At 56.3% G+C, this 22,325-nt stretch carries 32 protein-coding genes and 2 tRNA genes; 16 read left to right on the top strand and 18 right to left on the bottom strand.

Annotation, left to right across the window (positions count from 1 at the left end; genetic code table 11):
• Positions 1–2 precede the first annotated feature (2 nt).
• The gene (locus ACQ7C1_RS28785) at positions 3–1,493 is read right to left on the bottom strand and encodes an MDR family MFS transporter (protein WP_221128505.1); all 1,491 of its coding nucleotides are present in this window, start codon (positions 1,491–1,493) and stop codon (positions 3–5) included.
• Between the two features lie 231 nt (positions 1,494–1,724).
• The gene (locus ACQ7C1_RS28780; RefSeq protein ID WP_246721979.1) at positions 1,725–2,081 is read right to left on the bottom strand and encodes a hypothetical protein; all 357 of its coding nucleotides are present in this window, start codon (positions 2,079–2,081) and stop codon (positions 1,725–1,727) included.
• A 218-nt stretch (positions 2,082–2,299) separates the two neighbouring features.
• Between ACQ7C1_RS28780 and ACQ7C1_RS28775 the strand changes: the two genes are divergently transcribed.
• On the top strand, positions 2,300–3,436 hold the full coding sequence (locus ACQ7C1_RS28775) for an acyltransferase family protein (protein ID WP_430960744.1): 1,137 nt from the start codon (positions 2,300–2,302) through the stop codon (positions 3,434–3,436).
• 130 nt (positions 3,437–3,566) lie between these two features.
• Here the strand turns inward: ACQ7C1_RS28775 and ACQ7C1_RS28770 are convergent, their stop codons facing one another.
• From ACQ7C1_RS28770 to ACQ7C1_RS28725, 10 genes are all read right to left on the bottom strand, one after another.
• Positions 3,567–4,040 carry a hypothetical protein gene (locus ACQ7C1_RS28770; RefSeq protein WP_430960743.1) on the bottom strand — a complete coding sequence of 158 codons (474 nt, stop codon included), beginning with the start codon at positions 4,038–4,040 and terminating at the stop codon, positions 3,567–3,569.
• Between the two features lie 305 nt (positions 4,041–4,345).
• Positions 4,346–4,819, bottom strand: a complete 474-nt coding sequence (locus ACQ7C1_RS28765) for a hypothetical protein (protein WP_430960742.1) — start codon at positions 4,817–4,819, stop codon at positions 4,346–4,348.
• 1,292 nt (positions 4,820–6,111) lie between these two features.
• Entirely contained in the window at positions 6,112–6,486 is a 375-nt protein-coding gene (locus ACQ7C1_RS28760; protein WP_430960741.1) for a Rap1a/Tai family immunity protein, read from the bottom strand.
• 49 nt (positions 6,487–6,535) lie between these two features.
• Positions 6,536–6,898: a hypothetical protein gene (locus ACQ7C1_RS28755; protein WP_430960740.1), complete on the bottom strand. Its 363-nt coding sequence runs from the start codon at positions 6,896–6,898 to the stop codon at positions 6,536–6,538.
• Between the two features lie 376 nt (positions 6,899–7,274).
• The gene (locus tag ACQ7C1_RS28750) at positions 7,275–7,484 is read right to left on the bottom strand and encodes a hypothetical protein (protein WP_430960739.1); all 210 of its coding nucleotides are present in this window, start codon (positions 7,482–7,484) and stop codon (positions 7,275–7,277) included.
• 1 nt (position 7,485) lies between these two features.
• A complete protein-coding gene (locus ACQ7C1_RS28745; protein ID WP_430960738.1) occupies positions 7,486–7,767 on the bottom strand; it encodes a hypothetical protein in 282 nt (93 codons plus the stop codon).
• A gap of 82 nt (positions 7,768–7,849) precedes the next feature.
• Positions 7,850–8,104, bottom strand: coding sequence for a hypothetical protein (locus ACQ7C1_RS28740; RefSeq protein ID WP_430960737.1), 255 nt, complete (start codon positions 8,102–8,104; stop codon positions 7,850–7,852).
• The gene (locus ACQ7C1_RS28735) at positions 8,094–8,318 is read right to left on the bottom strand and encodes a hypothetical protein (RefSeq protein WP_430960736.1); all 225 of its coding nucleotides are present in this window, start codon (positions 8,316–8,318) and stop codon (positions 8,094–8,096) included. Before ACQ7C1_RS28735 ends, ACQ7C1_RS28740 begins: the two co-directional genes overlap by 11 nt.
• A 252-nt stretch (positions 8,319–8,570) precedes the next feature.
• A tRNA-OTHER gene (locus tag ACQ7C1_RS28730) sits at positions 8,571–8,654 on the bottom strand.
• A 1-nt stretch (position 8,655) separates the two neighbouring features.
• Positions 8,656–8,740, bottom strand: a tRNA-Ser gene (locus ACQ7C1_RS28725).
• 268 nt (positions 8,741–9,008) lie between these two features.
• Between ACQ7C1_RS28725 and ACQ7C1_RS28720 the strand changes: the two genes are divergently transcribed.
• Positions 9,009–9,935, top strand: a complete 927-nt coding sequence (locus ACQ7C1_RS28720; protein WP_430960735.1) for a hypothetical protein — start codon at positions 9,009–9,011, stop codon at positions 9,933–9,935.
• Between the two features lie 18 nt (positions 9,936–9,953).
• Here the strand turns inward: ACQ7C1_RS28720 and ACQ7C1_RS28715 are convergent, their stop codons facing one another.
• Together ACQ7C1_RS28715 and ACQ7C1_RS28710 are read right to left on the bottom strand one after the other, a co-directional pair.
• Entirely contained in the window at positions 9,954–10,217 is a 264-nt protein-coding gene (locus ACQ7C1_RS28715; protein ID WP_430960734.1) for a hypothetical protein, read from the bottom strand.
• A 340-nt stretch (positions 10,218–10,557) separates the two neighbouring features.
• Positions 10,558–11,070, bottom strand: coding sequence for an NUMOD4 motif-containing HNH endonuclease (locus ACQ7C1_RS28710; protein ID WP_430960733.1), 513 nt, complete (start codon positions 11,068–11,070; stop codon positions 10,558–10,560).
• A gap of 506 nt (positions 11,071–11,576) precedes the next feature.
• On the opposite strand from ACQ7C1_RS28710, the gene ACQ7C1_RS28705 reads away from it, so the two are divergent.
• Positions 11,577–11,810 carry a hypothetical protein gene (locus ACQ7C1_RS28705; RefSeq protein ID WP_430960732.1) on the top strand — a complete coding sequence of 78 codons (234 nt, stop codon included), beginning with the start codon at positions 11,577–11,579 and terminating at the stop codon, positions 11,808–11,810.
• 2 nt (positions 11,811–11,812) lie between these two features.
• On the opposite strand, the gene ACQ7C1_RS28700 is transcribed toward ACQ7C1_RS28705, so the two are convergent.
• The gene (locus ACQ7C1_RS28700; protein ID WP_430960731.1) at positions 11,813–12,022 is read right to left on the bottom strand and encodes a hypothetical protein; all 210 of its coding nucleotides are present in this window, start codon (positions 12,020–12,022) and stop codon (positions 11,813–11,815) included.
• A 143-nt stretch (positions 12,023–12,165) separates the two neighbouring features.
• On the opposite strand from ACQ7C1_RS28700, the gene ACQ7C1_RS28695 reads away from it, so the two are divergent.
• The 4 genes from ACQ7C1_RS28695 to ACQ7C1_RS28680 all read left to right on the top strand — a co-directional run bounded on the left by ACQ7C1_RS28695 (position 12,166) and on the right by ACQ7C1_RS28680 (position 15,305).
• Positions 12,166–13,356: a DNA-methyltransferase gene (locus ACQ7C1_RS28695; protein WP_430960730.1), complete on the top strand. Its 1,191-nt coding sequence runs from the start codon at positions 12,166–12,168 to the stop codon at positions 13,354–13,356.
• On the top strand, positions 13,349–14,110 hold the full coding sequence (locus ACQ7C1_RS28690) for a hypothetical protein (protein ID WP_430960729.1): 762 nt from the start codon (positions 13,349–13,351) through the stop codon (positions 14,108–14,110). The genes ACQ7C1_RS28695 and ACQ7C1_RS28690 overlap by 8 nt, the downstream gene beginning before the upstream one ends.
• A gap of 62 nt (positions 14,111–14,172) precedes the next feature.
• Entirely contained in the window at positions 14,173–14,937 is a 765-nt protein-coding gene (locus ACQ7C1_RS28685; RefSeq protein ID WP_430960728.1) for a DUF4145 domain-containing protein, read from the top strand.
• A gap of 32 nt (positions 14,938–14,969) precedes the next feature.
• Positions 14,970–15,305 (top strand): hypothetical protein, encoded by a 336-nt coding sequence (locus tag ACQ7C1_RS28680; protein ID WP_430960727.1) that lies wholly within the window; start codon positions 14,970–14,972, stop codon positions 15,303–15,305.
• On the opposite strand, the gene ACQ7C1_RS28675 is transcribed toward ACQ7C1_RS28680, so the two are convergent.
• Positions 15,273–15,896, bottom strand: coding sequence for a hypothetical protein (locus ACQ7C1_RS28675; protein ID WP_430960726.1), 624 nt, complete (start codon positions 15,894–15,896; stop codon positions 15,273–15,275). The two genes, ACQ7C1_RS28680 and ACQ7C1_RS28675, sit on opposite strands and share 33 nt — an antisense overlap.
• 91 nt (positions 15,897–15,987) lie before the next feature.
• On the opposite strand from ACQ7C1_RS28675, the gene ACQ7C1_RS28670 reads away from it, so the two are divergent.
• Positions 15,988–16,269 carry a hypothetical protein gene (locus ACQ7C1_RS28670; RefSeq protein ID WP_430960725.1) on the top strand — a complete coding sequence of 94 codons (282 nt, stop codon included), beginning with the start codon at positions 15,988–15,990 and terminating at the stop codon, positions 16,267–16,269.
• Here the strand turns inward: ACQ7C1_RS28670 and ACQ7C1_RS28665 are convergent.
• Positions 16,266–16,514, bottom strand: coding sequence for a hypothetical protein (locus ACQ7C1_RS28665; protein ID WP_430960724.1), 249 nt, complete (start codon positions 16,512–16,514; stop codon positions 16,266–16,268). The two genes, ACQ7C1_RS28670 and ACQ7C1_RS28665, sit on opposite strands and share 4 nt — an antisense overlap.
• A complete protein-coding gene (locus tag ACQ7C1_RS28660) occupies positions 16,511–17,092 on the bottom strand; it encodes an ERF family protein (RefSeq protein ID WP_430960723.1) in 582 nt (193 codons plus the stop codon). Before ACQ7C1_RS28660 ends, ACQ7C1_RS28665 begins: the two co-directional genes overlap by 4 nt.
• A gap of 156 nt (positions 17,093–17,248) precedes the next feature.
• On the opposite strand from ACQ7C1_RS28660, the gene ACQ7C1_RS28655 reads away from it, so the two are divergent.
• From ACQ7C1_RS28655 to terL, 8 genes are all read left to right on the top strand, one after another.
• Positions 17,249–17,392, top strand: a complete 144-nt coding sequence (locus tag ACQ7C1_RS28655) for a hypothetical protein (protein ID WP_430960722.1) — start codon at positions 17,249–17,251, stop codon at positions 17,390–17,392.
• 19 nt (positions 17,393–17,411) lie between these two features.
• Positions 17,412–17,804 carry a hypothetical protein gene (locus ACQ7C1_RS28650; RefSeq protein ID WP_430960721.1) on the top strand — a complete coding sequence of 131 codons (393 nt, stop codon included), beginning with the start codon at positions 17,412–17,414 and terminating at the stop codon, positions 17,802–17,804.
• A gap of 202 nt (positions 17,805–18,006) precedes the next feature.
• Positions 18,007–18,375 (top strand): helix-turn-helix domain-containing protein, encoded by a 369-nt coding sequence (locus tag ACQ7C1_RS28645; RefSeq protein WP_430960720.1) that lies wholly within the window; start codon positions 18,007–18,009, stop codon positions 18,373–18,375.
• Positions 18,375–18,572, top strand: a complete 198-nt coding sequence (locus ACQ7C1_RS28640; protein WP_430960719.1) for a hypothetical protein — start codon at positions 18,375–18,377, stop codon at positions 18,570–18,572. The genes ACQ7C1_RS28645 and ACQ7C1_RS28640 overlap by 1 nt, the downstream gene beginning before the upstream one ends.
• Positions 18,573–18,590: 18 nt before the next feature.
• Entirely contained in the window at positions 18,591–18,854 is a 264-nt protein-coding gene (locus tag ACQ7C1_RS28635; protein ID WP_430960718.1) for a hypothetical protein, read from the top strand.
• A gap of 96 nt (positions 18,855–18,950) precedes the next feature.
• Positions 18,951–19,787, top strand: a complete 837-nt coding sequence (locus tag ACQ7C1_RS28630) for a hypothetical protein (protein ID WP_430960717.1) — start codon at positions 18,951–18,953, stop codon at positions 19,785–19,787.
• A gap of 471 nt (positions 19,788–20,258) precedes the next feature.
• Positions 20,259–20,819: a hypothetical protein gene (locus tag ACQ7C1_RS28625; RefSeq protein WP_430960716.1), complete on the top strand. Its 561-nt coding sequence runs from the start codon at positions 20,259–20,261 to the stop codon at positions 20,817–20,819.
• A gap of 3 nt (positions 20,820–20,822) precedes the next feature.
• A complete protein-coding gene (terL, locus tag ACQ7C1_RS28620; protein ID WP_430960715.1) occupies positions 20,823–22,280 on the top strand; it encodes a phage terminase large subunit in 1,458 nt (485 codons plus the stop codon).
• Positions 22,281–22,325 lie beyond the last annotated feature (45 nt).

The raw sequence follows: 22,325 nt of genomic DNA, 5'->3' as shown, positions 1-22,325 counted from the left end.
TGTCAATGCGAGGCTGCCTCACTTGCCACCGCCGGCTCTTCGCGCGTATGGCGGTGGCCGACGGGGATCAGCCAGGTGGTGAAGAAGGTCAGCACCGCGACGACGACGACGCCCCAGAAGCTCCAGTGCAGGGCTGCGTCGAAAATGCTGCGGATCGCCGGATCGGCAGCGAGCGCCGAAAGTCCGGTCGGCTGGTTCAGCGCCTTATGAAGGGCGGCCGCCGTTTCGCCGCTCGCATAATGGCTGATGCCGGCATTGAGAATGGCGCCGAGTACCGTGGCTCCGAGCGTATTACCGAGGCTGCGGGCGAAGATGATCGAAGCCGTGGCGCTGCCGCGCATCGACCATTCGACGCTGTCCTGCACCAGCACGATGCTCGTCAGGCTGATCAGGCCCATGCCGAAGCCCATGAAGAAGGAGCCGGCGCCGGCAAGAACCGGCGAGCTTTCGGGCGTCAGGAACAACAGGAAGCAGGCGCCGAACGGAAACAGCAGGCTGCCGACGCGCAGCGTGCGGCGAATGCCGAAGGCCCTGTAGAAGCGGCTGGAGAGCATTACCGCCAAGGGCCAGCCGACGATGAGCATGGTGAGCGTGAAGCCGGCGACAATGGGGGTGCGGCCGAGCACGCCCTGCACATAGATCGGCAGGATGGTGGAAAGGCCGATCAGCGCCATGCCGGCAAGCAGCGTGGCGGCATTGCTGGTCGCGATCAGCCGGCGGCTCCAGAGGGCGATCGAAATGATCGGCTCCGGCGCCCGCCTCTCCTGGGCGAGGAAGAAGAGCCCCGCGACGACGAAGACGGCGAAGAGCGACAGCAGGATCCAGGCGCTCGCTTCGGTTTCCGTTAGCATGACGAGCAGGGCGACGATCGAAATCGAAAACAGCACCGATCCGAGATAATCGATCCTCGCCTGCTTGTGCGCGACGTCCTCCTTCAGGAAGATCATGAAGGCGGTGATCGAGACGATGCCAATTGGCAGGTTGATCCAGAAGATCCAGGCCCAGGAGAAGGTGTCGACGATGATGCCGCCGGCAAGCGGTCCGACGACGGCCGATGTCGCCCAGACGGTAGCCATCGCGCCCTGCACGCGGCCGCGCTCCTCAAGCTTGAAGAGATCGCCGATGATGGTCATCGTCACCGGCTGGATTGCGCCGGCACCGAGCCCCTGCAGCAGCCGGAAGAGCACCAGCGACATCATCGACCAGGCAAAGCCGCAGAGCAGAGAGCCGGCGAGGAAGATCAGGATGCCGCCGATCAGCACCGGCTTGCGTCCGAAAATATCGGAAAGCTTGCCGTAGATGACCGTCGTCGTCGACTGCGCCAGCAGGAAGGCCGAAAAAACCCAGCTGTAATAGGAAAAGCCGCCGAGCTGCCCGACGATGCGCGGCATAGCCGTCGCCACGATCGTCGCCTCGATGGCAACCATGAATGTCGCCACCATGATGGTCGCGACGACAAGCACGCGGTTCGAGCGATGCGCTGCATTCGACATGACGATCCTCTTCGGGTGCTCCGCAGGGCCGGAAAAATCGGCAGGCTGGCTGGATGTGGGACGACGCGCCGTTTGCGGAGGGATGCTGTTCTTTTACGACCTCACGCGGGGCCGGTAAAGCAGTTCTCGCCGCAGCCATCGTTTTTGCGTGCCATCAGGGCGGCAGCCGAAGGCCCGGCGCCGTTCCGCACCGGGCCTTCACTCCGTCGGGAGGCGAGCGGTCGCCCGTCCTCACTGCTGGCAGGCTTCGCTGAGCGAACCGGTCCCTGCGGTGCAGCCCGGCACCTGCTGCAGATCCGGATTGACGCCGCCCGGATTGATCGTGCTGCGGCCGCTGTTGAGATCGAGGCCGCCATTGCCGGTGGTGCTGCCGGTCGTGCCGGGATCGGTGCCGACGGACCCCGTGCCCGCCGACCCGGTGCCGACGGAGCCGGTGCCAGCAGATCCCGTGCCCGAACTGCCCGATCCGCCGATGACAGGCGCCACCGAGAGCCGGCCGCTGGAATTCGCCCCACCCGCCGTCTGGGCCAGAGCCGAGCCGGCAAGACCGATCGAAAGGAGGGATATCGCAATGAGTTTGCAGGACATGGTCTTCTCCATCCTTGTTGTCTCAAAGGGAGAAACCTGCTCGGGAGCGGCATGTTCCGTCCGGATATTCCGCAGTCGAAGGCCTGACGCCAACGGTTCTTCATCGGTGGTCAACCCGCACAAGTTGTGCCACAGCTCACAAAAATCCGTTTAACACTATCCGGTTGCCGTCGAAGATGCTAACCCTGCCCGCGGATACGAATGAACAGGAGTATCTCATGGGCGCGATGAAGGGCGGCAGACGCATTGAATGTCTGGATGGCTTGCGTGGTTTGGCAGCGCTATGGGTGCTGATCGGCCATGCGCATATCCTGACGGGCTTCAAGGTGCCTGTTATCGGAGATCCGGAGCTGGGGGTCGACCTGTTCATCATGCTCTCGGGCTTCCTGATGGTGTTCCACTATCAGCGACGCAAGGCCAGAGAGCCATGGGAGAGCCCGCAAACATGGGCGGTCTTCTGGGCTCGTCGCTTCTTCCGCATCGCACCGCTCTATTACGTCATGCTGGTGATTGCTCTCGTTGTCGGACCCGAGATTTATCAGGCTCGAATGGTCATCGATGCTTTCAATGGCAATCCGCCGCAAGCCGCATCGCGCTATCTGGACGACAGCCTGACCAACTACGTGATGCATCTCTCCTTCCTGTTCGGCTTGTCGCCGGCCCATGCTTTCCGCACCGCGCTTCCCGATTGGAGCATCGGCCTGGAAATGCAGTTTTATGCGGCCTTGCCCTTCATCATGATCGTTCTCGGGCGGTTGGGTTGGCTAAAGGGCATGCTCGTCACCGTCGGCTTGGCCGTCATCGCCGCCTGGGTGGTCCATCACCTGGGCTTTCGCTTCCCAATGCCGTCATTCCTGCCGATGAAAATGCACATCTTCGCCGCCGGCATGCTGCTGGCGGGTGCACTATGGATGCCGCAGGGCAGAGCTTACCTGGCTTTCGCGATTTCGGCTTTGCTGGTCCTTATCCCTCTGGGCGGCGACGTGACCGTGCTGCACGAAACTGTGCGCGTGGGGATCGTGGTGCTGTTCTTTGTCCTGGTCCACGCCGATCGTTTTCCGGGTTCCGCCGGCCATTATTCGCGCTCGGTCAATTCCGTGCTCGGCAACAGCTTCTTCCGAAACCTCGGGGAACTTTCCTTCGGGGCCTATCTCATTCACCTGCTCATCATGCAGCCGGTCATCGCCTGGCTGATCGGAAATACCGACCTCAGCAATCCCGCTCGCTGGCTAATGACGCTGATCGTCACCATCCCGATCGTCTATGTCTTGTCCTTTATGGGCTACAAGTTCATTGAGTTGCCCGGCCAGACGGTTGGCCGGCGCCTGACACAGCCGAGGCAGGTGGCGACCTAGAGCCGCCGGCGCGATCATCAACGGATGGGTTGCTCCACCGCGCCTCCAGCGGCTGCGCCGCTATACCGGCCAAAACTACGGGTCGAGGAGCAAATGCGAATCCGTCGGCAGTGCCGAAGCGGCCATCCTGTCACTCGCCATCGATCATTTTAAACTTTCGTGCCGCCTGAGGGCAGAGCATCGTGAACTGCTCGATCAGCGGCGGCATGCCTGAGGCGCACGACACATCTGCATCCTCCGGTAATGGAAAAGTGACGCGCAGCGGTTCTCCGCCAGGAGGAAAGAAGGACAGGGTGCCCTTGCGGCAATTGGCGGTGGAACGGTAAGTGTCTTTCCCATTTTCTTTCATGTACATCGCCACGCACTGCTCTACGGTCAGTTTCCCTCCGTGTGTGGTCGTCTCGCCTCCCGGATCTCGCTCGCAATATTCCTGGAAGTTGGCCTGATTGACGTTCCCTTCCATGACTGCGGTGCTTGAATTGGTGCCGGTCCTGCTGACAAGCGTTCCGTTCCATCCAGCACATGAAGCGAGCGGGAAATCCTTCGCCTGGGCCGGGGACATGGTAAAGGTGAAAAGAACGATACTCAGAAGCGATATCCTCATAAATCCTCCTTGAGCGATTTCCAGCAAATGTGTGGAGCGGTTTTGCGTCCGGAATTGCGCAAAAATAAAACGATATTTTCATGATTCGAGAAAAACGGAAATGCTCTAATTGCCAAGCCTATTCTCGTTTGATCGCATGCAGATGAAAGCCTGGCCTTGCGTGAAGAAGTACTCAAGCCGTTGAAGCTTTGAGTGAGCCGTCTTGGCGTATGGCTTGCCAAGTCGTTCGGCACGGGCGGCTTCGGCAATTTTTCGGCCGTAGGACACCAGGACTTCGACCGGGTTCTCGCCGGCGCTGATGGATATCAAGGCTGCGGCCACCGTGAAACGTCAGCGGGGAATTTGGAATAGTTACAATTGTTCAATGAATAAAAGGACACGGCGCCGTCTATTTTGTTGGCTGAAAGTTCCCACTCAAACGTATCTTGGCCGCCCAGACCACCTATCAAAGCCATCATGCTAAGCTCCCATAACCTATCCGGAGGGGGAAACGGAAAACCATACAATGTCGCCTTCTTGCCGGCGAAGGTGCCTTTGATGACCCTTTTAATCTCCAGATCGATCCGTATCATTCGATCCGGATAGTCCGGAGGCAACAGCAGGCCGGACTCTCCGATCGAGAACGATATCACGCGTGCCTCAACCACGAGCTTGGCCTTCGCAAACGTGTTGTCACGACATGGAGGCGTAGCGGCTGCCACACCTGGGAAGGAAAGCATCAGCGCAAGAATTATCCGTATGCATGGTCGCAGATATGAGTATGCAAGCATCTTCGGCATCGGTACCCCCATGGTCTAGCCGGTGCCTATTTCAGAAGGATTGTGTGAGACTTAAATGTGCTACCGCCCAACAGCAATCACGTGTCTACGTCGAGAAAGTGGGAACCGGCTTCAACGAGCGTGGGAAAAAGCTATGACCTCTGAATAGAAAAGATTCTGGGAGCGCTTGCGTGGAGGTGTGACAAGCATGAGCCGAGATAACGGCTTGCCGGACCACAAGGCTATGCATGCCTGAAAATTCAGGGGGGCTCCTGGACCGTGGAGAGTTGCTTCTTTTAGATGAAGCGCAATGCATCGTAGCTTTGTCTTCGGCAGGAGTGCCAGGTAGGTTTTAGATTGTTGAGATTGCTTATTTTACGATGGGAGTTCCCTCTGCTTCCATCGCTGTTCGCGCTGGCGTCGCATTTCGTCATTGTTTTTCAAGAGTTCTATAAACCTGGCCCAAAAAGCTGGGAGACGTCACTGCTTTGCGTCCCTATTTTTGCTTATATCTGGGCGAATGTTTTCTCGATCCTGGTAGATCAGACGCCCGCTTCAATGCTGTCGGCCTCGCTGGCGACGGCCCTTCCGTGCGCCTGTTTAGCAATCTATTTCTTCTACTCACGCCAGATTAACGCAAACCTGACCCACAGGTTTCAACCGCCAAGGCGTTAGGCATTGCGCTTTCAGGTCTGGCTCTCGTTGCGCTCGCTGCCTATGGCATGGGTCAGATCACGACATGTACCAACGCGAAGTGCCGAGGCGCGACCGAGTTATTTGGCAATTTTAGATTTAGCTCGTTTTATATGATTTGCCTTTGGGGCGGCTGGATCAGCATGTGTTCTTTTCTTATTCTTCATGAAGTTTTGAGGCGGTTCAAAAGATAACGGGGTTATACCTGCGCCGCCGCTTTCCGGATCGGGACCCAGCGAGTCTATTGATGACCGAGGATGATTATGAGGTTCTGAGATCTTACCCGCAAGCAGGCGGGCTCCGCCGCAAGGGCTGCACCCTCGACTGGAACAGCGTCGAAGCAATACCCTACTTTGGCGCACTGCCTCTGCAACATCAAATCTGAAAGGAAATGGTGCCGCTTACGTGACTCGAACACGTGACCCCATCATTACGAAGGAAGGCGGTTAGCCTGCATTACAGGGCATTCCAGCGCATGGCGAGGTATGGAGATGCAGCCAAATTGCCCGGAATTGCACAAGGTGGCGTTCGGTAGAGCGCCAGCTACGCGCCAGTAAATCCCGACCTCCAATCGGCACCTTAAGCGCAAAGCGGCTTTCCCTCCGCAATGCGCTTTTCTGCTATTTGCAGGGCCATGCATCGTACAGCGCAGCCTGCACCAGCCCCTCGGCACCCTTTTGACGGCTTTCGGGATGATCGGCGAGATACTTGCAAAAGATATCCCGCGCTTGGCGCAGAACCATTCCGTCCGGATAGCAGATAAAGCCGCCCATCCGGTATTTCCGTGAGAAAGTGGGAATGTCGCCTGCTGGCGCATTATCAAGGGCTTCGAGAACTTGAAGGTCGTATCCGCTCTTGTCGATGACGCCCGCCACGTAGCCTAGAACTGCCGGTTGATCTGCCTTACACAGCTCGTGAAGATCATTGCCGGTATAGAAGCCAGCCTGAGCCGTGCCTGCCATGGCGAAAAGCGAAATGGCGAGAATCGCGCGCATGAAAATCCCCCGTGAGTTGCGGGGGATGGTAGCCGAGCGGTGGGCGGAATCAACTGGCGGGCGGCTCCTCTATTGAAAGGGTGCGGATTGCATTTGCCTCGCGTTCATTTGCTTGGATGGCCGCTCTCCGTTGGAAAAAATCCCGCTCCCAATATGGATTCGTTGAGTCGGGCTCTAGTTGCTGGAGCTGAGAGGTCTTCCACTGCGCCACCCGCTCGCGCATTGCTTCCTGACCAGATTTAAAGCCTTCGGCGCGTGCTGAAGCAATGATAGTCATAATCTGCTCGGTTACGTCTTCCTTGGCACCGGTTACTTCGTAAAGCCCCTTCTCTGCGTTATGCACTTTGTAAGATCGGGTTGCATAGTATCGTCCCGATAACGCGGCCTTGAAAATATGCATTGGTTTGGTCATCGCCTAGCCCTCCTGCTTCTGGTGGGAGAGGGCTGGGGCTGGGGATTTCATAGACAGAACGATAAAACATCCTCTGTCAGCATCAATCTCATAAAGCCCGCTCCATTCGTGCAGCTTGGTGGGGTGCGGTAGTCGCGCCTCCGGTCGGAATGGAAGCTGGTGTAAGTCTTTAATCTCTGTAACGCGTTCCACTTCTCTTACTTTCGTTGGTTCATTCTTCGCACCAGCTCCTCAAGGAACTCGGTGCGGTCGTCGCGGCCCATGCGATCGCGTTTCAGTCCTTCAGCCATCAGCTACCACGGGGATGGCAGCTTGGGTGGCTCAACTGGTTTCACCGTCACAAGGTCGATGAAGGACAGTTGAGAGGGTTCCATGGTTAGGAAGCTTTCGCTGTTACCAACTTGCGGAGATCCTGCGAACTAACCCATCCGATAAAGGAAGAGCGGGAAATCGCGCTACCACCGGCCAAAGGATAGAAATGCGTGCCATCGTCGCGGACCTGAAGAATCCTGCCGTCTTTGAGGATGGCAAGCTTTTCGTCGCCATCCCAGCAGGGTTCTGTGATTGGGTGAAGCTTAAGGTCCATCTTACGCCTCCACGTATCGGTCTTCATCCCAGACGCCTGAGAAAACGCACATCTCGTCGCCGTCCTCCTGAAACTCGACGACCGTCAACTCCTCGCCCTTGAAGTCCTTGATAGCGAGAAGGGCAGCTTTGGCTTCAGCCTCGGTGTCGAACTTCTCGTCCAGAACGTCATGGATGATGGCCACGCCATTGCGGGCTTTATAGTCGCAGACGCCGTAGCGCTTGGAATCGGAATAGTTGGCCGGATTACGAGTATCGCGATCGGCAAAGTCGGGGCTGTACATGATGGATTACTTTCGTTGGTGAGAATACTTTCACACAACTATTTCAGGTTGTAAATATAAAAATGAACTATTTTAAGTATACTTATAAATCAAGCCCATAGAACGCCACCTCGCACCAGCCGTACCGGCTTATCATCGCGTAAATTGAGACGATCTGCTGAGGCGATGGCGTCACAGGCTTTGCCGCTTCCAACACGATCACCAGCTTATGGGTTTTCATCGCCATGGGATTGATGACGGCCAGACTGCCGTTCGCGTTCATCAGGATATCGAAGTAGCGCGGGCTCCTGACATGCTGCTTGTAGAAGTCCAGACGCATGGGCACGTCAGCGATCATGGGGCGTGGCCCCTGAGATGCTGAGGGCGGTGATGATGCGCGTGATAATCTCCAGCTCGCGCTCGCTGTATGGCCTTTTGCTGTCATCCAGCAGCACAACAATGGTGTCAGTGTCCGACTGAATAGGAAGGCTGGGCATTACGCGACTTGCCGTGACCTTGAAATGATACCGGGAGGGAGCATCCGGCCCGGATTTGTGGAATTCTACCTTCATCGGCATCCCCGAAATTGGCGTGAATCCCCAACTTAGCGAAGGATGGCGTCCGGCGAATCCCCCTCGGGCCGGACTCTTTTTGGCACAATTCGAGGTAGGGCAGAATCTGGCTCGACTCTCAATAGGGGCACGCCGTCGCCTCGCATCTACCGCGCACTTGGGCGGTCGTGGGAGGGGCTGATAGGCCGCGTGGTCAATAAAAAAGCCCCCGGAGGGGCGATACATGCTCGCCTACGAGCCTAGCGGATAATCTGGCGGAGGGTGAGGGAGTCGAACTCTCACGTCTATGAGACATCACGGTTTTCAAGACCGATAAGCACGCCAATGCGACCCTCCGTGGCGGAAGCAGTAGGAATCAAACCTACTGAGGTTTTACCCCCACACCTTAGCAAGGTGCTGCATTGCCGGTCTGCCATACTTCCGAATGCACTGGCCGGGCGTTACTCCGGCTGTCGTCCAGGTAAAAGCGTGCTGGCAGAGGCTCGTTCCACTCAGCTCCTTTGCAGGTTTGGCTTGTGGGCCGCTCGTCACGCCTGAGCGCTTCCTACTTTCAGCGCCGCAGTGCATCTTGAATCTCGCTTATCCTGCTCTATCCGTCAAAGAAAAAAGACGCGGGGAGGATGCAATCCGGGCGCTTGTAACTCCCTGAATGGTTGCTAGAGATAGACTTATCAGAAGTTGGGGAGACTCATGGCCAGCAAGGCTGCCAAGAAGAAAATGTGCTTTGTCGTCGGCCCGATCGGTGACGATGACAGCGAAGACCGTATCCACGCCGACTGGCTGCTGGAAGACATCATCACACCTGTCTTTGAAGAGCATTTCAAGGAGTTCGACGTTACCCGCGCGGACAAGATCTCCAATCCTGGCCAAATCACGTCACAGGTCATCACCTCGTTGCTGGATGCCGAGTTGGTCATTGCCGACCTGACCACGCTCAACCCGAACGCCTTCTATGAAATCGGCATTCGTCACACGATCCAAAAGCCGATCATCCACATGCATCTCGAAGGCCAGCGGATACCGTTCGACATCGCCCCATTCCGCTCCATCAAGTTCTCGCGCCGGAAGCCTGCCGACATTCGAGCGGCCCGCGCTGCGTTGCTTGCTGCTGTGGTGGAGGCCACGAAAGAGGATCACGAGGTTGATAACCCGGTTACGTTCTCGCGCGGTAAGGTCGAATTCGAGAAGTCGGCGACGCCTGCCGAAAAGGTGATGCAGGAGCAGATGGAGAGCATCAATGCCCGGCTCGCGCTGCTCGAACGGGCAGATAATCCTGTTGCGATGTTTTCGTCGGGGGTGGTGGAGGCTCTGCGGCGCCCACCCCAGAAACCTACGCGATGGGCTGGTGGTTCCGCGATGACCTATCACTTTTCTCGCGACGAGATCGCGATAAAAGTTCTTTCGGACATTCAGTCGGCCGCCCACCTACTTGCTGATGCACGGCGGGCGATGGAGACGCACTTCGAGTCGTTTTCAACTCTTGAGGAAAATCCGGCCTTCGTGCTCTATTCCGTGTCGTTTAATGACAGAAACTGGAAAGCAGCCAACGCGGTAGCGGAGACGCTTCGTGGAATGGAGTACCGTGTGGATATCTCGGCTGCGCGGGCGCCAAAATAAAAGCCCTCCGGAGAGGGCTCATGATTGATGAACGGCGTGGGAAACAAAGACGTCACCTTCATAGACATGAACGCTGGTGACGCGGTTGATCTTGATGAGGAAGTCGATGCAGTCCTTTTGGTCTTGCGTCAGATATCCTCCGTCGCCATCAACAACCACCTGCATGATATCGTGCAGTTCCGGTGGCTGCGGGTTCATCCCGTAGAGGTTCCCCTCTCTATCAATGAACGCGTCGTATAGCGCTGGCACCTGAGTGCCAGAGGCATAAAGCTCGATAATCATGGTGTTGCTCCAAAAAAAGCGGCCCCCTGCAATGCCGTTGAACAGGGGGCCGAGTTACCGGCTACGCGCTTGGGAGGATGCGCAGACGGTCTGGACAGGTGGATTTGGTCGGAGCGGTTAACGTCAGCTCCGTAAGACGCCAGCAGACCGTTACTTAAGCCACGCACTAACCTGAGGGTCAGGGTAACGGTCGCCTACCTGTTGGCAGTCTTGAGCCTTTGTCGCCTCGTGCCAGTTGCTCAGGCAGGTTGCTGAATGCAGGCCGGTGAGGAAGGGTAAGTTAATATCATCCTAGTAAATCTAGGTGATAGCATTTCAACTTAAACGTGAATTGTAATACTCAAGTTTTACCCAGAATTGCCTGTGAGACAAGCGTCGGATGACAGTCATACAGTTTGGCAATCTCCACGTTCTTCCAACCAAGCCGCCTTAGCCCGCACCAATATTCTTTGAACTGATAAGCTAATCCCACGCCTGAGCTGAGGTTTCGGAAAGCAAATGTGCCGTGGCGTATGGCGTCATGCATATTTTCTCGATGCGTCCCCCATATTAAATTGTCGGGCGAATTGTTGAGGGGATCTCCGTCTAGGTGACGTGTCACCGCCGCGTTAAACGGCTTGGGACCATGAAATGCTCGAACCACTAGGTAGTGGAGATACACACAATGGCGTTTGCCGTTGTCATCAATAACTCTATAGCGGAGGTAGCCGTAACGAAGTTGACGGCATGGTTTAAGGATAAAATTTGGGCCGTGCCGGTTGCAGGAATTGATAGCCCGAACTAGGCCGGTATTGCTTACTTCATATCGGGAGTATTGCGGTATTGATCGCCATTGGATAGTCTCGTTTTGCATCCCTTGTACTAACTTACTTGGTTTGAAATGGTCGCGCGCGAACGCGGCCTTACTTATTTTAGATTTAACTTATGAAGCCCCGCAACAAATAACTGCGGGGCTTAATATGACTGTTGGGTAACGGCACTCCCAAGCCGAGATAAAACCACTAAGCTATCCCGTCATCGGACAGCGGGTCCCACACCTCCTTTCTCTACTGGTTGTCTCGGCGCCAGTCGGCGCAGAAACCGCATTCGCGCTGGCAGCGTTTGCAAGGCGGATGGGCGTTAAAGCCGTAATCCTTGGCACGCCGGACAGTCATAGGCGGGGGAAGGTTGGGAAGCTCAAATTGAGCCTCAATATCGTCGCGGAGAACCGCGCGGGAAGTTTCCATGATGCGCCTCCTAGATGGTTGCAGCTGAATCATGAGACGGATCTATCCACACGTCAAAGTTTAGTTCGTCGCTTATCGGGGATTAGCGGCGCATAGGAGAATCAGGCATGGTCCGGCATCGAGGGAGGGACCGATGCGAACGATTTTGCTGTTGCTGTCCGTGGTGCTGAATGTCTGGCTCGGCGTGACCGTCGTCAGGCTCGAACGGTTCCATTACGCTTCTTTGCTGGGCTACTGTGAGCAATACGGCGTCGAGAACACGCCTGTTGTCCGACTGCAAAAAGAAAAGTGCCTAGATGAGACCGAGACGCGGGTAAGCCCGTGGTGGCACATCTACTACGCGCTGACGGATACGATCCGAAAGTAAGGCTACTTTACGCGCCGGGGATTGGCGGCGGCAGCGCGGTAGCCTGCGGCAGTCGTCTTAACCGGCCCTTTCTTGCCCTTGCCCGAAGCTTCCCTGAAAGCAACCTTGGCGTGGCCTTTTGCGACGTTTTGCTTTTGCGGGGGCTTTTTCCTTTTCGCCCGCTCTGCGTCATCTCGGGCAATTCTTGCTTTCGTCGGGTCTTCGTAGTCCATCTGTCACCGGCAGGCTGGGGATAACTTTTAGTTGCGGTGATGTTGTCTCTGAATCATCCTGTTTGCAAGGGGTGCGGTCCGATGCCCGTGCCCCAGTCCAAAATTTCGCATCGGTGGACATAAACGAATGAAAGCATCGGTATGTGGGCTCCACACAATCGGTAGTCGCCCGCCTCATCCAAGGCGACAGTCTCGAAATACTCAGTCAACTAGCAGAATGCAGCGTTGACGCTGTAGTTACAGATCCTCCTTATGGGATCTCCTTCATGGGAAAGGCATGGGATGGCGACGACATCGTACGCACCATGCAATCCAAGCTTAGAAAAACCACCGAGAGAAACGACGGTTTTGCCCGTCACGACGGCGCGGCGTTTGCCGCAGGCACTTATGATCTCAGCGCGACAGGGATGATGCATTTCCAGAAATGGACACAGGAATGGGCGGAGAAGGCGCTGCGGGTGCTTAAGCCAGGCGGTCATCTAATCAGCTTTGCAAGCCCCAGAACTTATCACCGCATGACGGTAGGAATAGAAGATGCGGGTTTTGAGATACGCGATCAAATAATGTGGGTGTTTGGGAGCGGATTTCCCAAGAATCTCAATCTGGGAGGCGGTCGAGGCACAGCTTTGAAGCCTGCGCACGAACCGATCGTCGTGGCGCGAAAACCGTTCAAGGGCACAGTAAAACGGAATGTCGAATTACACGGCACGGGGTTTATAAATATTGACGCCTGCAGAACAGCCGAAGGCCGTTGGCCAGCAAACTTCATCCACGATGGGAGTAGGGAGGTCTTAGACGAATTTCCTGATGCAGCGGGTCAGCAAGCCGACATCACTGGCGCCGAACCTAGCAACCTTACGAATGGAGTCTATGGTGAGTTTGCATGCCGGCAACCGTTTAACCGGAGGAAGGAGACAGACACGAGCGCCGGACGGTTTTTCTATTGCCCTAAAGTCAGCAAGTCAGACCGGGAAGAAGGTCTTGACGATCTTGAGAGAAAAACGACCGGTAGAAGTGGCGGCGCTCAAAAGGCCGTAGAAGCTGGTCAAGAGTATGGTGGAGGGCAAGCGGTAGGACTAAACCGGATTGTGTTGTCAAAGAACATTCACCCGACCGTAAAGCCAACCGAGCTTATGCGCTACCTATGCCGCCTCGTGACACCTGCAGGCGGAGTGATCCTCGACCCGTTCATGGGTAGTGGAACAACGGGGAAGGCAGCGTTGTCGGAGGGGTATAGGTTTATAGGTATCGAGCGCGAAGCCGGATACTTCGATATTGCAAAGCGAAGGGTGCAGCCACTTCCTCTATTTGGCGGGGAGGTTCACTGTGAATAAGTTACGCAAGCCACCCAACGGCTTCACGATGGTGCCGAACGCGCTTATCCGATCCGCCGCCCTTAGCCTCAAAGCAAAAGGCCTCTACTGCCTTCTGTTCGCCAAACCGGATAACTGGGTCTACGTGGAGGAGGCTCTCATCAAAGAAAGCGCTGACGGGCGCGAAGCCTTCCGATCGGGGATCATGGAACTAGTGAGGGCTGGATGGCTGACGAAGGTGCAGGTGCGCGATGAAAAAGGCGTCTTCAGCCACATCGACTGGTGCTTGTCCGTGGACGGGAAACCCGTCAACGGTTCATCCGTCGATGGAGAAGCCGTCGCCGGAAAATCGCCTACTAATAATACTGATGATAATAATACTGAATTGAAAAAGACATACACCCCCAAAGCCCCCAAGGGGGCGGCGTCGGGATTCGATGAATTCTGGGCTGCTTATCCGAACAAGGTTGGCAAGCCGAAGGCGCTCGCCGTCTGGAACCGCTTAAAGCCGGATTTCGATGCAGTCATGGCCGGCCTCAAGTGCTGGAAGGCATCGGACCAATGGACGAAGGACAGCGGCCGCTTCATTCCGCACCCGACGACCTGGCTTAACAGGGAAGGGTGGAATGACGCCATTGCTGGGGAGCAATCGGCGGCATCGCCAGCCGATCTCGAAGCGACACAACGCCGTATCGATGAAGCTCAGCGTCGCAATAGGGAGCGCGACCGGCTGATGGTGGAGGAACGGCGTCGTCAACTTGGGTTGCTGACTTAGGTCTTGATTTTAATACCGAGGAAGGTGCATTGCGGAATGAGTTACACGCAAGATTCGAGGGAATGGTGGAGCAGAATCTCTGGCTTGAGGAATACGAGCAAAAACTCCCGGCATTTATCTGCCCGCACTGCAATACGGGCAGATTGGCGCTAACGAAAAAGGGCATCAGCCGAAAAACGCCACATTACCTTCATCAGCAGTATAGGGAGGCGGAACTGCATGATATGGGCGCGGGGATTTTCCATGCCTTCATGGTTTGCCAAATGGAAAACTGCGGAGAGGTCGTATCCGTCACCGGTGACTTCCGCGTGCAATACGATTACGTGGGTACAGACTACAACCGCGATCCTATCGTTGACGAGGATCTAAAGCTGACGGTGCGCGCAATAATGCCTGCGCCACCTATAATCAGTTTTTCGGAAGCTCTCGCAGAGCGTCCCGCTGGCCACCTGCTGAAATCATTTGAGTTGTTTTGGGTCGATCTCGGATCGTGCGCGAACCGTGTTAGGATCGTGGTGGAAACCCTGCTCGACCAATTGAGCGTACCTCGGCAACGGACTGGGAAAAAGGGCAACCTCGTTGACATGAACCTGATGGACCGGATTGACGAGCTTGACAAGATAAAGCCGGGACATGGAGACGCCTTGCAGGCTCTGCGTGAGGTGGGAAACGTCGGTAGCCACGAAGGGGTGGTTGATCTGTCTGATCTGCTGGATTGCTACGAATTGCTAGAGGCGACCCTAGAAGAACTCTTGGACGACAAGCGCGCCAAATTGGCTTCAAAAGCCGCTTCGATAAGAGCGAGGAAGGGCCGCCCAAGCACTTGACGACCGTGAACGGATAGGGAACATAAGCGCCCATGAATAGGCGCAAAGGTGAACTCACTCCGTCAGCCATCGACCGTGGATGGCCCTTCCAAATCATCCAGCCGCAGGAGCTGTCCTCCGGCAAACTCTACGCTGAGCAGATGGAATTCTGCGAGAAGCAGAAGCTCATGCGATGCGTTCGTGGGCACTCGATCTTCCACGATGACCGGCACTACAACGTCCATTGCTTTGCCACCAAGGCAGGGGCTCAAGCTTTTCTGGATCGTTTCGGCGGGGAGTGGTTCGACCCGAAAGAGCGGGGGAAGGGGCTGAACTGGAACCGCTGGAACAAACGATCAGCGGGCGCGAAAGCCTCGTCCAACCCATAGCAGAAGATATCCCAGCACAAACACCACCAGTGGCGGGAGGAGCGCGAGTTCGAGAGCACCTGTAATTGCTTCTGACCGCTTCTTGCTCACGACCAACGCACGGGCTTTCGAGGCCAGCTCATAAACTTCCTTGGCTTGCTTCGTCTTGACGTCTTGGGGTTCACTTTTTCCGACGAAAAGAACGCTGTCCGGCAAGCTGAGGTCGATCTGCTCGGTTACTCCACGGGTCACACCCTCCTCAAGCAGGCGGTAGTCGTCCGTGTAACGCTCCACCATCACCGGCTCCTTCGCGAAATTTATGGTGCCGATAGCTGCCATCACGCGCTTCGCTGCGTCATCGCCTGATGAGCCGGTCATGGAATAGGTAAATCCGTCCGGCGTATTGATCTTGTAGTTCGACCAGGCGTTTTGCGCGGCTCTCTTCTCAATCTCGGCCTGCTGGCGGGCGAATGAGATGTCCTTGGGTACATAGTAGCCACGTCCGGTGACGTAGGGGTGTGCGATACCTTCATACGCCAGAATGACGGCAAAAATCGCCCACAGCCCGCTCACCACAACCCACAGCCTTAGAAGACCACGTGCAATATTCATAAGATGCGCCCCAACCGGAAGCCGCATTATGCATGGCGGCCGATTCTCGTCCAGATTGACTGCGATAGGCATTCAGCCTCAGAATCTAAGGGTGAAGAAGAACCCCGACCATCTAGCTCGTGTCGCTCAATTGCGGTGCGCGGTGGCGTCGGAATGGGGCCATGAATGTTCCGGCCGCACAACCTGTCACCACCCGATCGGTATTGAATGGCGAGGGATGGGGCAGAAGGCGAAAGATCAAGAGGCGATCCCGCTTTGCGAGGCTCACCACCAGCATTCCCGAAACGCCATACATCTGATGGGCAAGAAGCCGTGGGAGCAAAAATATGGCTCCCAGCGTGAACTGCTGGAAGCCACTCTGGCGCAGCTCTAGGCTCTGCCCGGCTGGAAGTACGGAGCGCGGGCAGGGTTTGGCGTCCGATGCGCATAGCCCTTCTTCTGCGGGGGTTCCGGAGGAATGTACGGCGCTTCTTCAGTGACCTTTCTTTCCTCGGCCTTCAGGGTCGCAAGAATTCGGATGAAATCCTGTCGAAGCTCCGGGTGCGCCATGAAGAGGCGGAAAACGCGGATCTGCTCCGCCTCGATGTCACGCAGACGCTGGAGCTGCGAGGGCGTCATTCCGACACCTGAGAAATTGCAGAGAGCGTGGCGTATTTCTTGTCATGCAGGATCTTGTAGACACCGTTCCAGAAGCGATCAGCCAACAGGTTGTTATCGAAGTGGCGGTTCTTGATGGCCTGCAACTCGTCAAGGCTGGTTGCGGCGGAAAGCTCCCGGAGCAGCTTCTCCAGCGTGTAGGAGGAGGAGTCTCCGTTATCGTCCTCTGTCACCATGCCAAAAAGGCAGAGTAAGGAGTAGCGACGCCCGTAGGTCATTGCGGCGCCGTAAGCCTGTGGGTCGTTCTGGCGCTGGGTTGGAATAGTAATCGTGCTGGTGATTTCCTCTCCGGTCTGGGCATGGCGCAGGATCGTTTCGAGGGTGCAGCTACCCGACGCGCTGGCAACAGGCCGCTGGATGATAGCGAGATGATTCCGCTCAAGATGCGGCTTCAAAAGCTCCATGACGCCCTGAAGGTTGGCGAATTTACCGTGGTGACTGGTGGCGTTTGCTCGGAGCGGGTCTAGGTGGGCCTGCACATTAATAAGGGCTTCTGTCACGGAAGCGTTGGCGGCCGCCGTGTCGGATTTCGTGGTCATGGATGGATGCTTTCGTTGGTTTTGGCACCGTCTCCGGCGCTGAAAGAATCCTGACCCAACTTTAAGTAAGCCGCAACTAAAAAATGTGCGAAATAGTGTTTACAACTAAAAATAGATGTGTGAGGATTCACCTACCAACAGAGGAGAACAATCCAAATGATCGACTATAGCCTTCCAACCTTCAGCTATGCGGGCGCTCTTAAGCCCGAGCCGAAAGGTTTCACCCGCCGCCAGCATATTCTTGCTTGTCTTGCCGGTTTCGCCCTTGGCGCCGTCCTGATGGCCGCCGCAATCCTGTAACCCAACGAAAGCGAGGAATATGAATGAAGCAAAAGCCCTGACGTTAGAAGCAGGGAAGTACTACCGGACGCGTGATGGGCGGAAGGCCTTTGTGTCAGGAACAAATCCCTTCTCGGAAGGGTCTCACATCAGAGCTATCGGCGTTGTTTACGGGAATGGCGTTCAGGGGTGGGACCTGTCTGGAGCGTTCTCATCATTAGGTGGTCACGGACTGGACCTTGTAGACGAATGGGTCGAGCCGAAGCGCATCAAGGGCTGGTTAAACGTCTATCCTGAGAATGACGAGAGCTTCGATATCGTGAAATATCACCCAACCCGAGAACAGGCGGACGTTTCCGCTCTCTCAACCCGCATCGCCTGCATCAAGATCGACGTCCTTGAGGGCGAAGGTCTCAACGGGGAGGTGGCGTAATGAGCAACTTCCTGAGCGCGGTAGTTATCGCAGCACTGCTGGCCGCAATATCGTTTGGGACTGCTGTCCTTCAAGAACGTCGGTTCCAAACCAAGCTGATCGTAGATCGGGACACCGGGTGCAATTACTTAGGGACGCCTGCTGGTGGATACGTGCTTATGCGTGATCCAAACGGCTATCCTCAGTGCGGGGAGGACGCCCGATGAAGCTCAGATCCCTCCTGAACTGGATCGCTCCCCAGCCCGAAGAAACCCGGATGGGTCTGCTCATAAAGCGCCTCGTGGAAGGGAGCGCGGAGCAGATCCTGAGGCCTTTCGCGGCGGAATCCCACTGCGGCAAGATCCTGGCTGCGATGGAACGCGGGCAGCGCATTACATCCCTGAGCGCTTTCGCTATCTGCGGCGCCGTTTCTGCTGACCGGCGTATCCGTGAAGTGACCAAGCGTCTGCGCAGTCAGGGCCGTCCCCTGCAAGAGCGCTGGATCAAGACCAAGTGCGGCGCACGGGTGAAGGAATTCTGGCTTGATGATCCGAAGAACTGCCGCCGCAAGCGTGTGCGGGGAGGCCGGTGATGGAGTACAAATTCGCCCGCTGGGGATCTCTACTGCAGCGTCGTGGGATAACCATCCGCCTGCGAAACGCCGTTATCAATGACTGGGAACTTTGCATCTGGTGGCCATGGAACTGGGCTTTGATTCTGATCACTGCGCCGTATACCTTGTACAAGCTTCACCGCCTGCGCGCACTTGACCGGCGCCTGAAACGATAATCAACGAAAGACCAATATGTGAAATTCGATACCGTGGAGATCGTCACCAAAGAGGCGTTCGTGGAACACCTCTTTGGGAAGGTCGAGCAAAACCACAAGACGACAAAGACCGGCAACAAACGGCATGGCGGCATCCGCGCCACGGCCGATCATTACGGTGTGCCGGAGGGCGAAATCTCGATGATCCTCAATGGCGGACGCAATCCCAGCGCCCGTGTCCTCGAAGCCGAAGGGCTGGAGAAGAAGGTCGTCTATGTCCGGAAGGAGAAGCGCGATGCGTAGTCTCGTTCTCACCGTGGTCGGCCTGGTCATCGTTGCCATCGCCGTGACTGCTGCATTTGCGGCGTCAGAGTTCATCCCGCATCAGGAGGTTGTGGGATGGTAGACAAGAAAACTGCGCCGGAACGGATGGACCACCGCGACCTAAAGCCAACGCCCGAAGAAAAATTGATTAGGGATGCTCTCACCTCAGCAGGAATACATTTCAAAACCCACGTGCTTGACTTGGACTTTTATCTGCCAGACTACGATCTTTTTATTGAAAGTAAGGGAAGCCAGCCTAAACCCAACAAATCAGGGAATACCCTCAACCAATTACGGCGAACACCGAATATTCTTCTGGTTCAAGGGTATGAAGGGACGAAATCCTTTGTTCGACTTTTGATGTCTTCACACCCCGTCCCCAGCGAAAGTGATGAGGCCGTGGCGCGTCCTGCTAATGTAGACCGCTACATGCGTTCAATAGCTGAGTTTGGAGAAGTTTTTGTAGAACATAAAGACGATATGTATTGGCTGGATACTTTGCATTCCTACATCCTTCAGCTTGAAGCCTGTCACCGCCAAGCCCCCGCCGCTACCAATTCCGAGGCGCTGCGGGAGGCTTTAGAAGAACTGCTAGAGGCCGAACACCTCGACGCTCTTGAAACCACTCCGACGAAAGACCGCATCACAGTGCGGCTGGTGGAAGCGCGAGAGAAAGCACGTAAAGCCCTCGCCACCCGCGCCCAGCCCGCAGAGGTGAGCCCGTGGCGGGACATCAGCACGGCTCCGAAGGATGGGACAGAGGTGTTGTTGGGGCATCCTGACGGCAGCATACAAATAGGACGCTGGAACGGGTCGGATGGCTGGGATGATGGCAATTTCGATGACCACTTCCGGTGGCCCACCCACTGGATGCCTCTCCCCGCAACCCCCATAGAAGGGAAGGTGGCGTGATGTTCGAACTCGTTCTCATCTACAGCTTTATGGCCAGCGCCTGCTCGAATCCCACGGCACCGATAAGTTCAACGATACCCGTCTACGCATGGAATCCGCCAACACGCAATCATTCTTCCGCAGACTACCGAGGCGATAGGATGAATGGAGATTGGATCGTGGTGGTGTCCTGTACCCCGTACCAGAAGAAAACCTATTTAACGGTGGATAGGTACCCGACGCTAGCGCAGTGCATGAAGCGGGTGGCACGGGTTGGCAACCAAGACAACCTTCAAGCCATTTGTAGGAGGAAATAGGCAAGAGAGGGCCTGCCCTCCTGCCATCAGCGGCGAGATGCGGGTGGCAAGCGGAAAGCTCCTTCGCGGGGAACCGGCTGCACGTAGGAAGCTGGGCGGAAGGGGCTTGGAGCGCGTGAGGGCAGAGCCCTAGCTTTTTCTTGCCAAGCTTAGAAGCCTGCGTCAGGTTACAACTATGAGTGATAATACCCCTGTAATCCGTCGCACTGGTAGGCCATCGGATTACTCCATAGAGGTCGCGGAGGACATCTGCGAGCTTGTCGTTCAGGGCAATTCCATCCGCCGCATCGCCGAGCTGGATATCATGCCGACAGAGAGCACGATCTATTCTTGGCTGGCAAAACACACTGAGTTTTCGGAGAAGTACACAGAAGCCGTCCAGCATCGCACACAGAAGTATCTGGAAGAGTGCGTTGATCTTGCTGACAATATGCCTGACGGGATCATGTTTATCGGCCTCGATGGAAGGCTTTATGAGCGCATTGAGGTGTTGCAGCTGTCCGTGCAAGAACGGAATGAAGCGCAATTACAGCCGATCGGTCTGACAAACGAGCTTATCAATAAGCGGAAACTGCAAATCGAGACGCGCTTGAAGGCGGCGGCACGGATGCACCCGCGAAAGTATGGCGACAAGTCAGAGGTTGATCTCACCACCAAGGGTGACAAGCTCCCGGCCGGTGGGCTCGATCCCGAAACGCTCGCCACCGCTATGCGGATGTTCAAGGAAAGCCTCTAATGGGTGAATGGCGTCGATCGCCTTGCCCGCAAGCTGGTTCTCGAAGAGAGCCTTCTTGATTTTACGCGCTACAGCTTCAAGGCACGCTTCGGCTTCCCATTCATCCTGAACGACCACCACTACACGATTTGCAATGAGTTGCAGGATCTGGTGGAGGGGAAGAGCGTCAGCAATGTCGGCGCGCCTGGTCCGACAGAAATCCTCATCTTCAACATGCCTCCGCGCTACGGGAAAACCGAGCTGGGCATCGTTAACTTCCTCCCGTGGTGCTTTGCCCGCAATCCTCTCGCGAAGTTCATCCACCTCAGCTACTCGGACAAGCTCGCCCTCGATAACAGCTCCCAAGCCCGTGAGCTGATGAAGCACCCAGATTACCGGGAGATATGGGACATCGGCTTTAAGCCCGATGCTGATGCTAAGGGGCTCTGGAAGACTGACGTAGGCGGTGGACTGCTCGCGACTGCGGCCGGTGGGGCTATCACCGGATTCGGGGCAGGGTCCACGACCCTCGGCAGCTATGGAAAAGACTTCGCGGGGGCGATCGTGATTGACGACCCGCTCAAGCCTGACGACGCGGATAGCGAGGTGGAGCGCGAGAAGGTCAATGACCGCCTCGGCAATACGATCATTTCTCGCCGCAACAGCCGCGAAACGCCAATCATCCTGATTATGCAGCGCCTCCACGAGGCGGATATGACCGGCCATGTGTTGGCCGGAAAGACCGGCCTGCGCGTTCGCCACATCACGCTCGCTGCGCTGAGGGACGATGGGACGGCGCTATGGCCGCACAAGCATGATGTCGATGAGCTGAAGGCTATGCAGGCTGCGAACCCGTACATGTTCGCAGGCCAATACCAGCAGCGGCCGGCTCCTATCGAAGGGGAATATTTCAAGCGGGAATGGTTCAAGTTCTACGACGAGATTCCCGCCGGTCTCGAATACTACGGGACGAGCGACTATGCCGTCTCAGACGGCCACGGTGACTGGACCGTGCATGCCGTGTTCGGCATTGACCGGGCAGGGGACATCTATGTCGTGGACCTGTGGCGGGAACGGGTAACGTCTGACGTCTGGGTGGAAGCATTCCTCAATCTGGCGGCTCGGTGGAAGCCGAACATGTGGGGCGAGGAAAAGGGCCAGATCATCAAAAGCCTCGACCCGTACATCAAGAAGCGCATGCAGGAGCGGAACGTCTACGTGTTCCGTGAGCAGCTTGCCAGCTCTGCGGACAAAGTGACCCGAGCCCGGTCGATACAGGCGCGAATGTCTGCTCGTGGAATCTATCTGCCTCGCGGGAAGGCGTGGATCGAGCCACTTATCAGTGAATGCCTGGTCTTCCCCAACGGCACGAATGACGATCAGGTCGATGTCCTCAGCAAGTTCGGGCAGATGCTCGATTCCGTCATCAATGCTGCGATCGCTCCCCGTGCTCGCCGGAACGGAAGCAGCTGGACTACATAATCCTATTGCCGACAATCAAAAGTTGCGGTTAGATTCATACACAAC

It is taken from the genome of Rhizobium sp. Nf11,1 (assembly GCF_050587665.1).
In the GTDB taxonomy this organism is placed as follows: domain Bacteria; phylum Pseudomonadota; class Alphaproteobacteria; order Rhizobiales; family Rhizobiaceae; genus Rhizobium.
The sequence above is the reverse complement of the archived record's forward strand: the minus strand, read 5'-3'. Positions and strand labels throughout refer to the sequence as shown.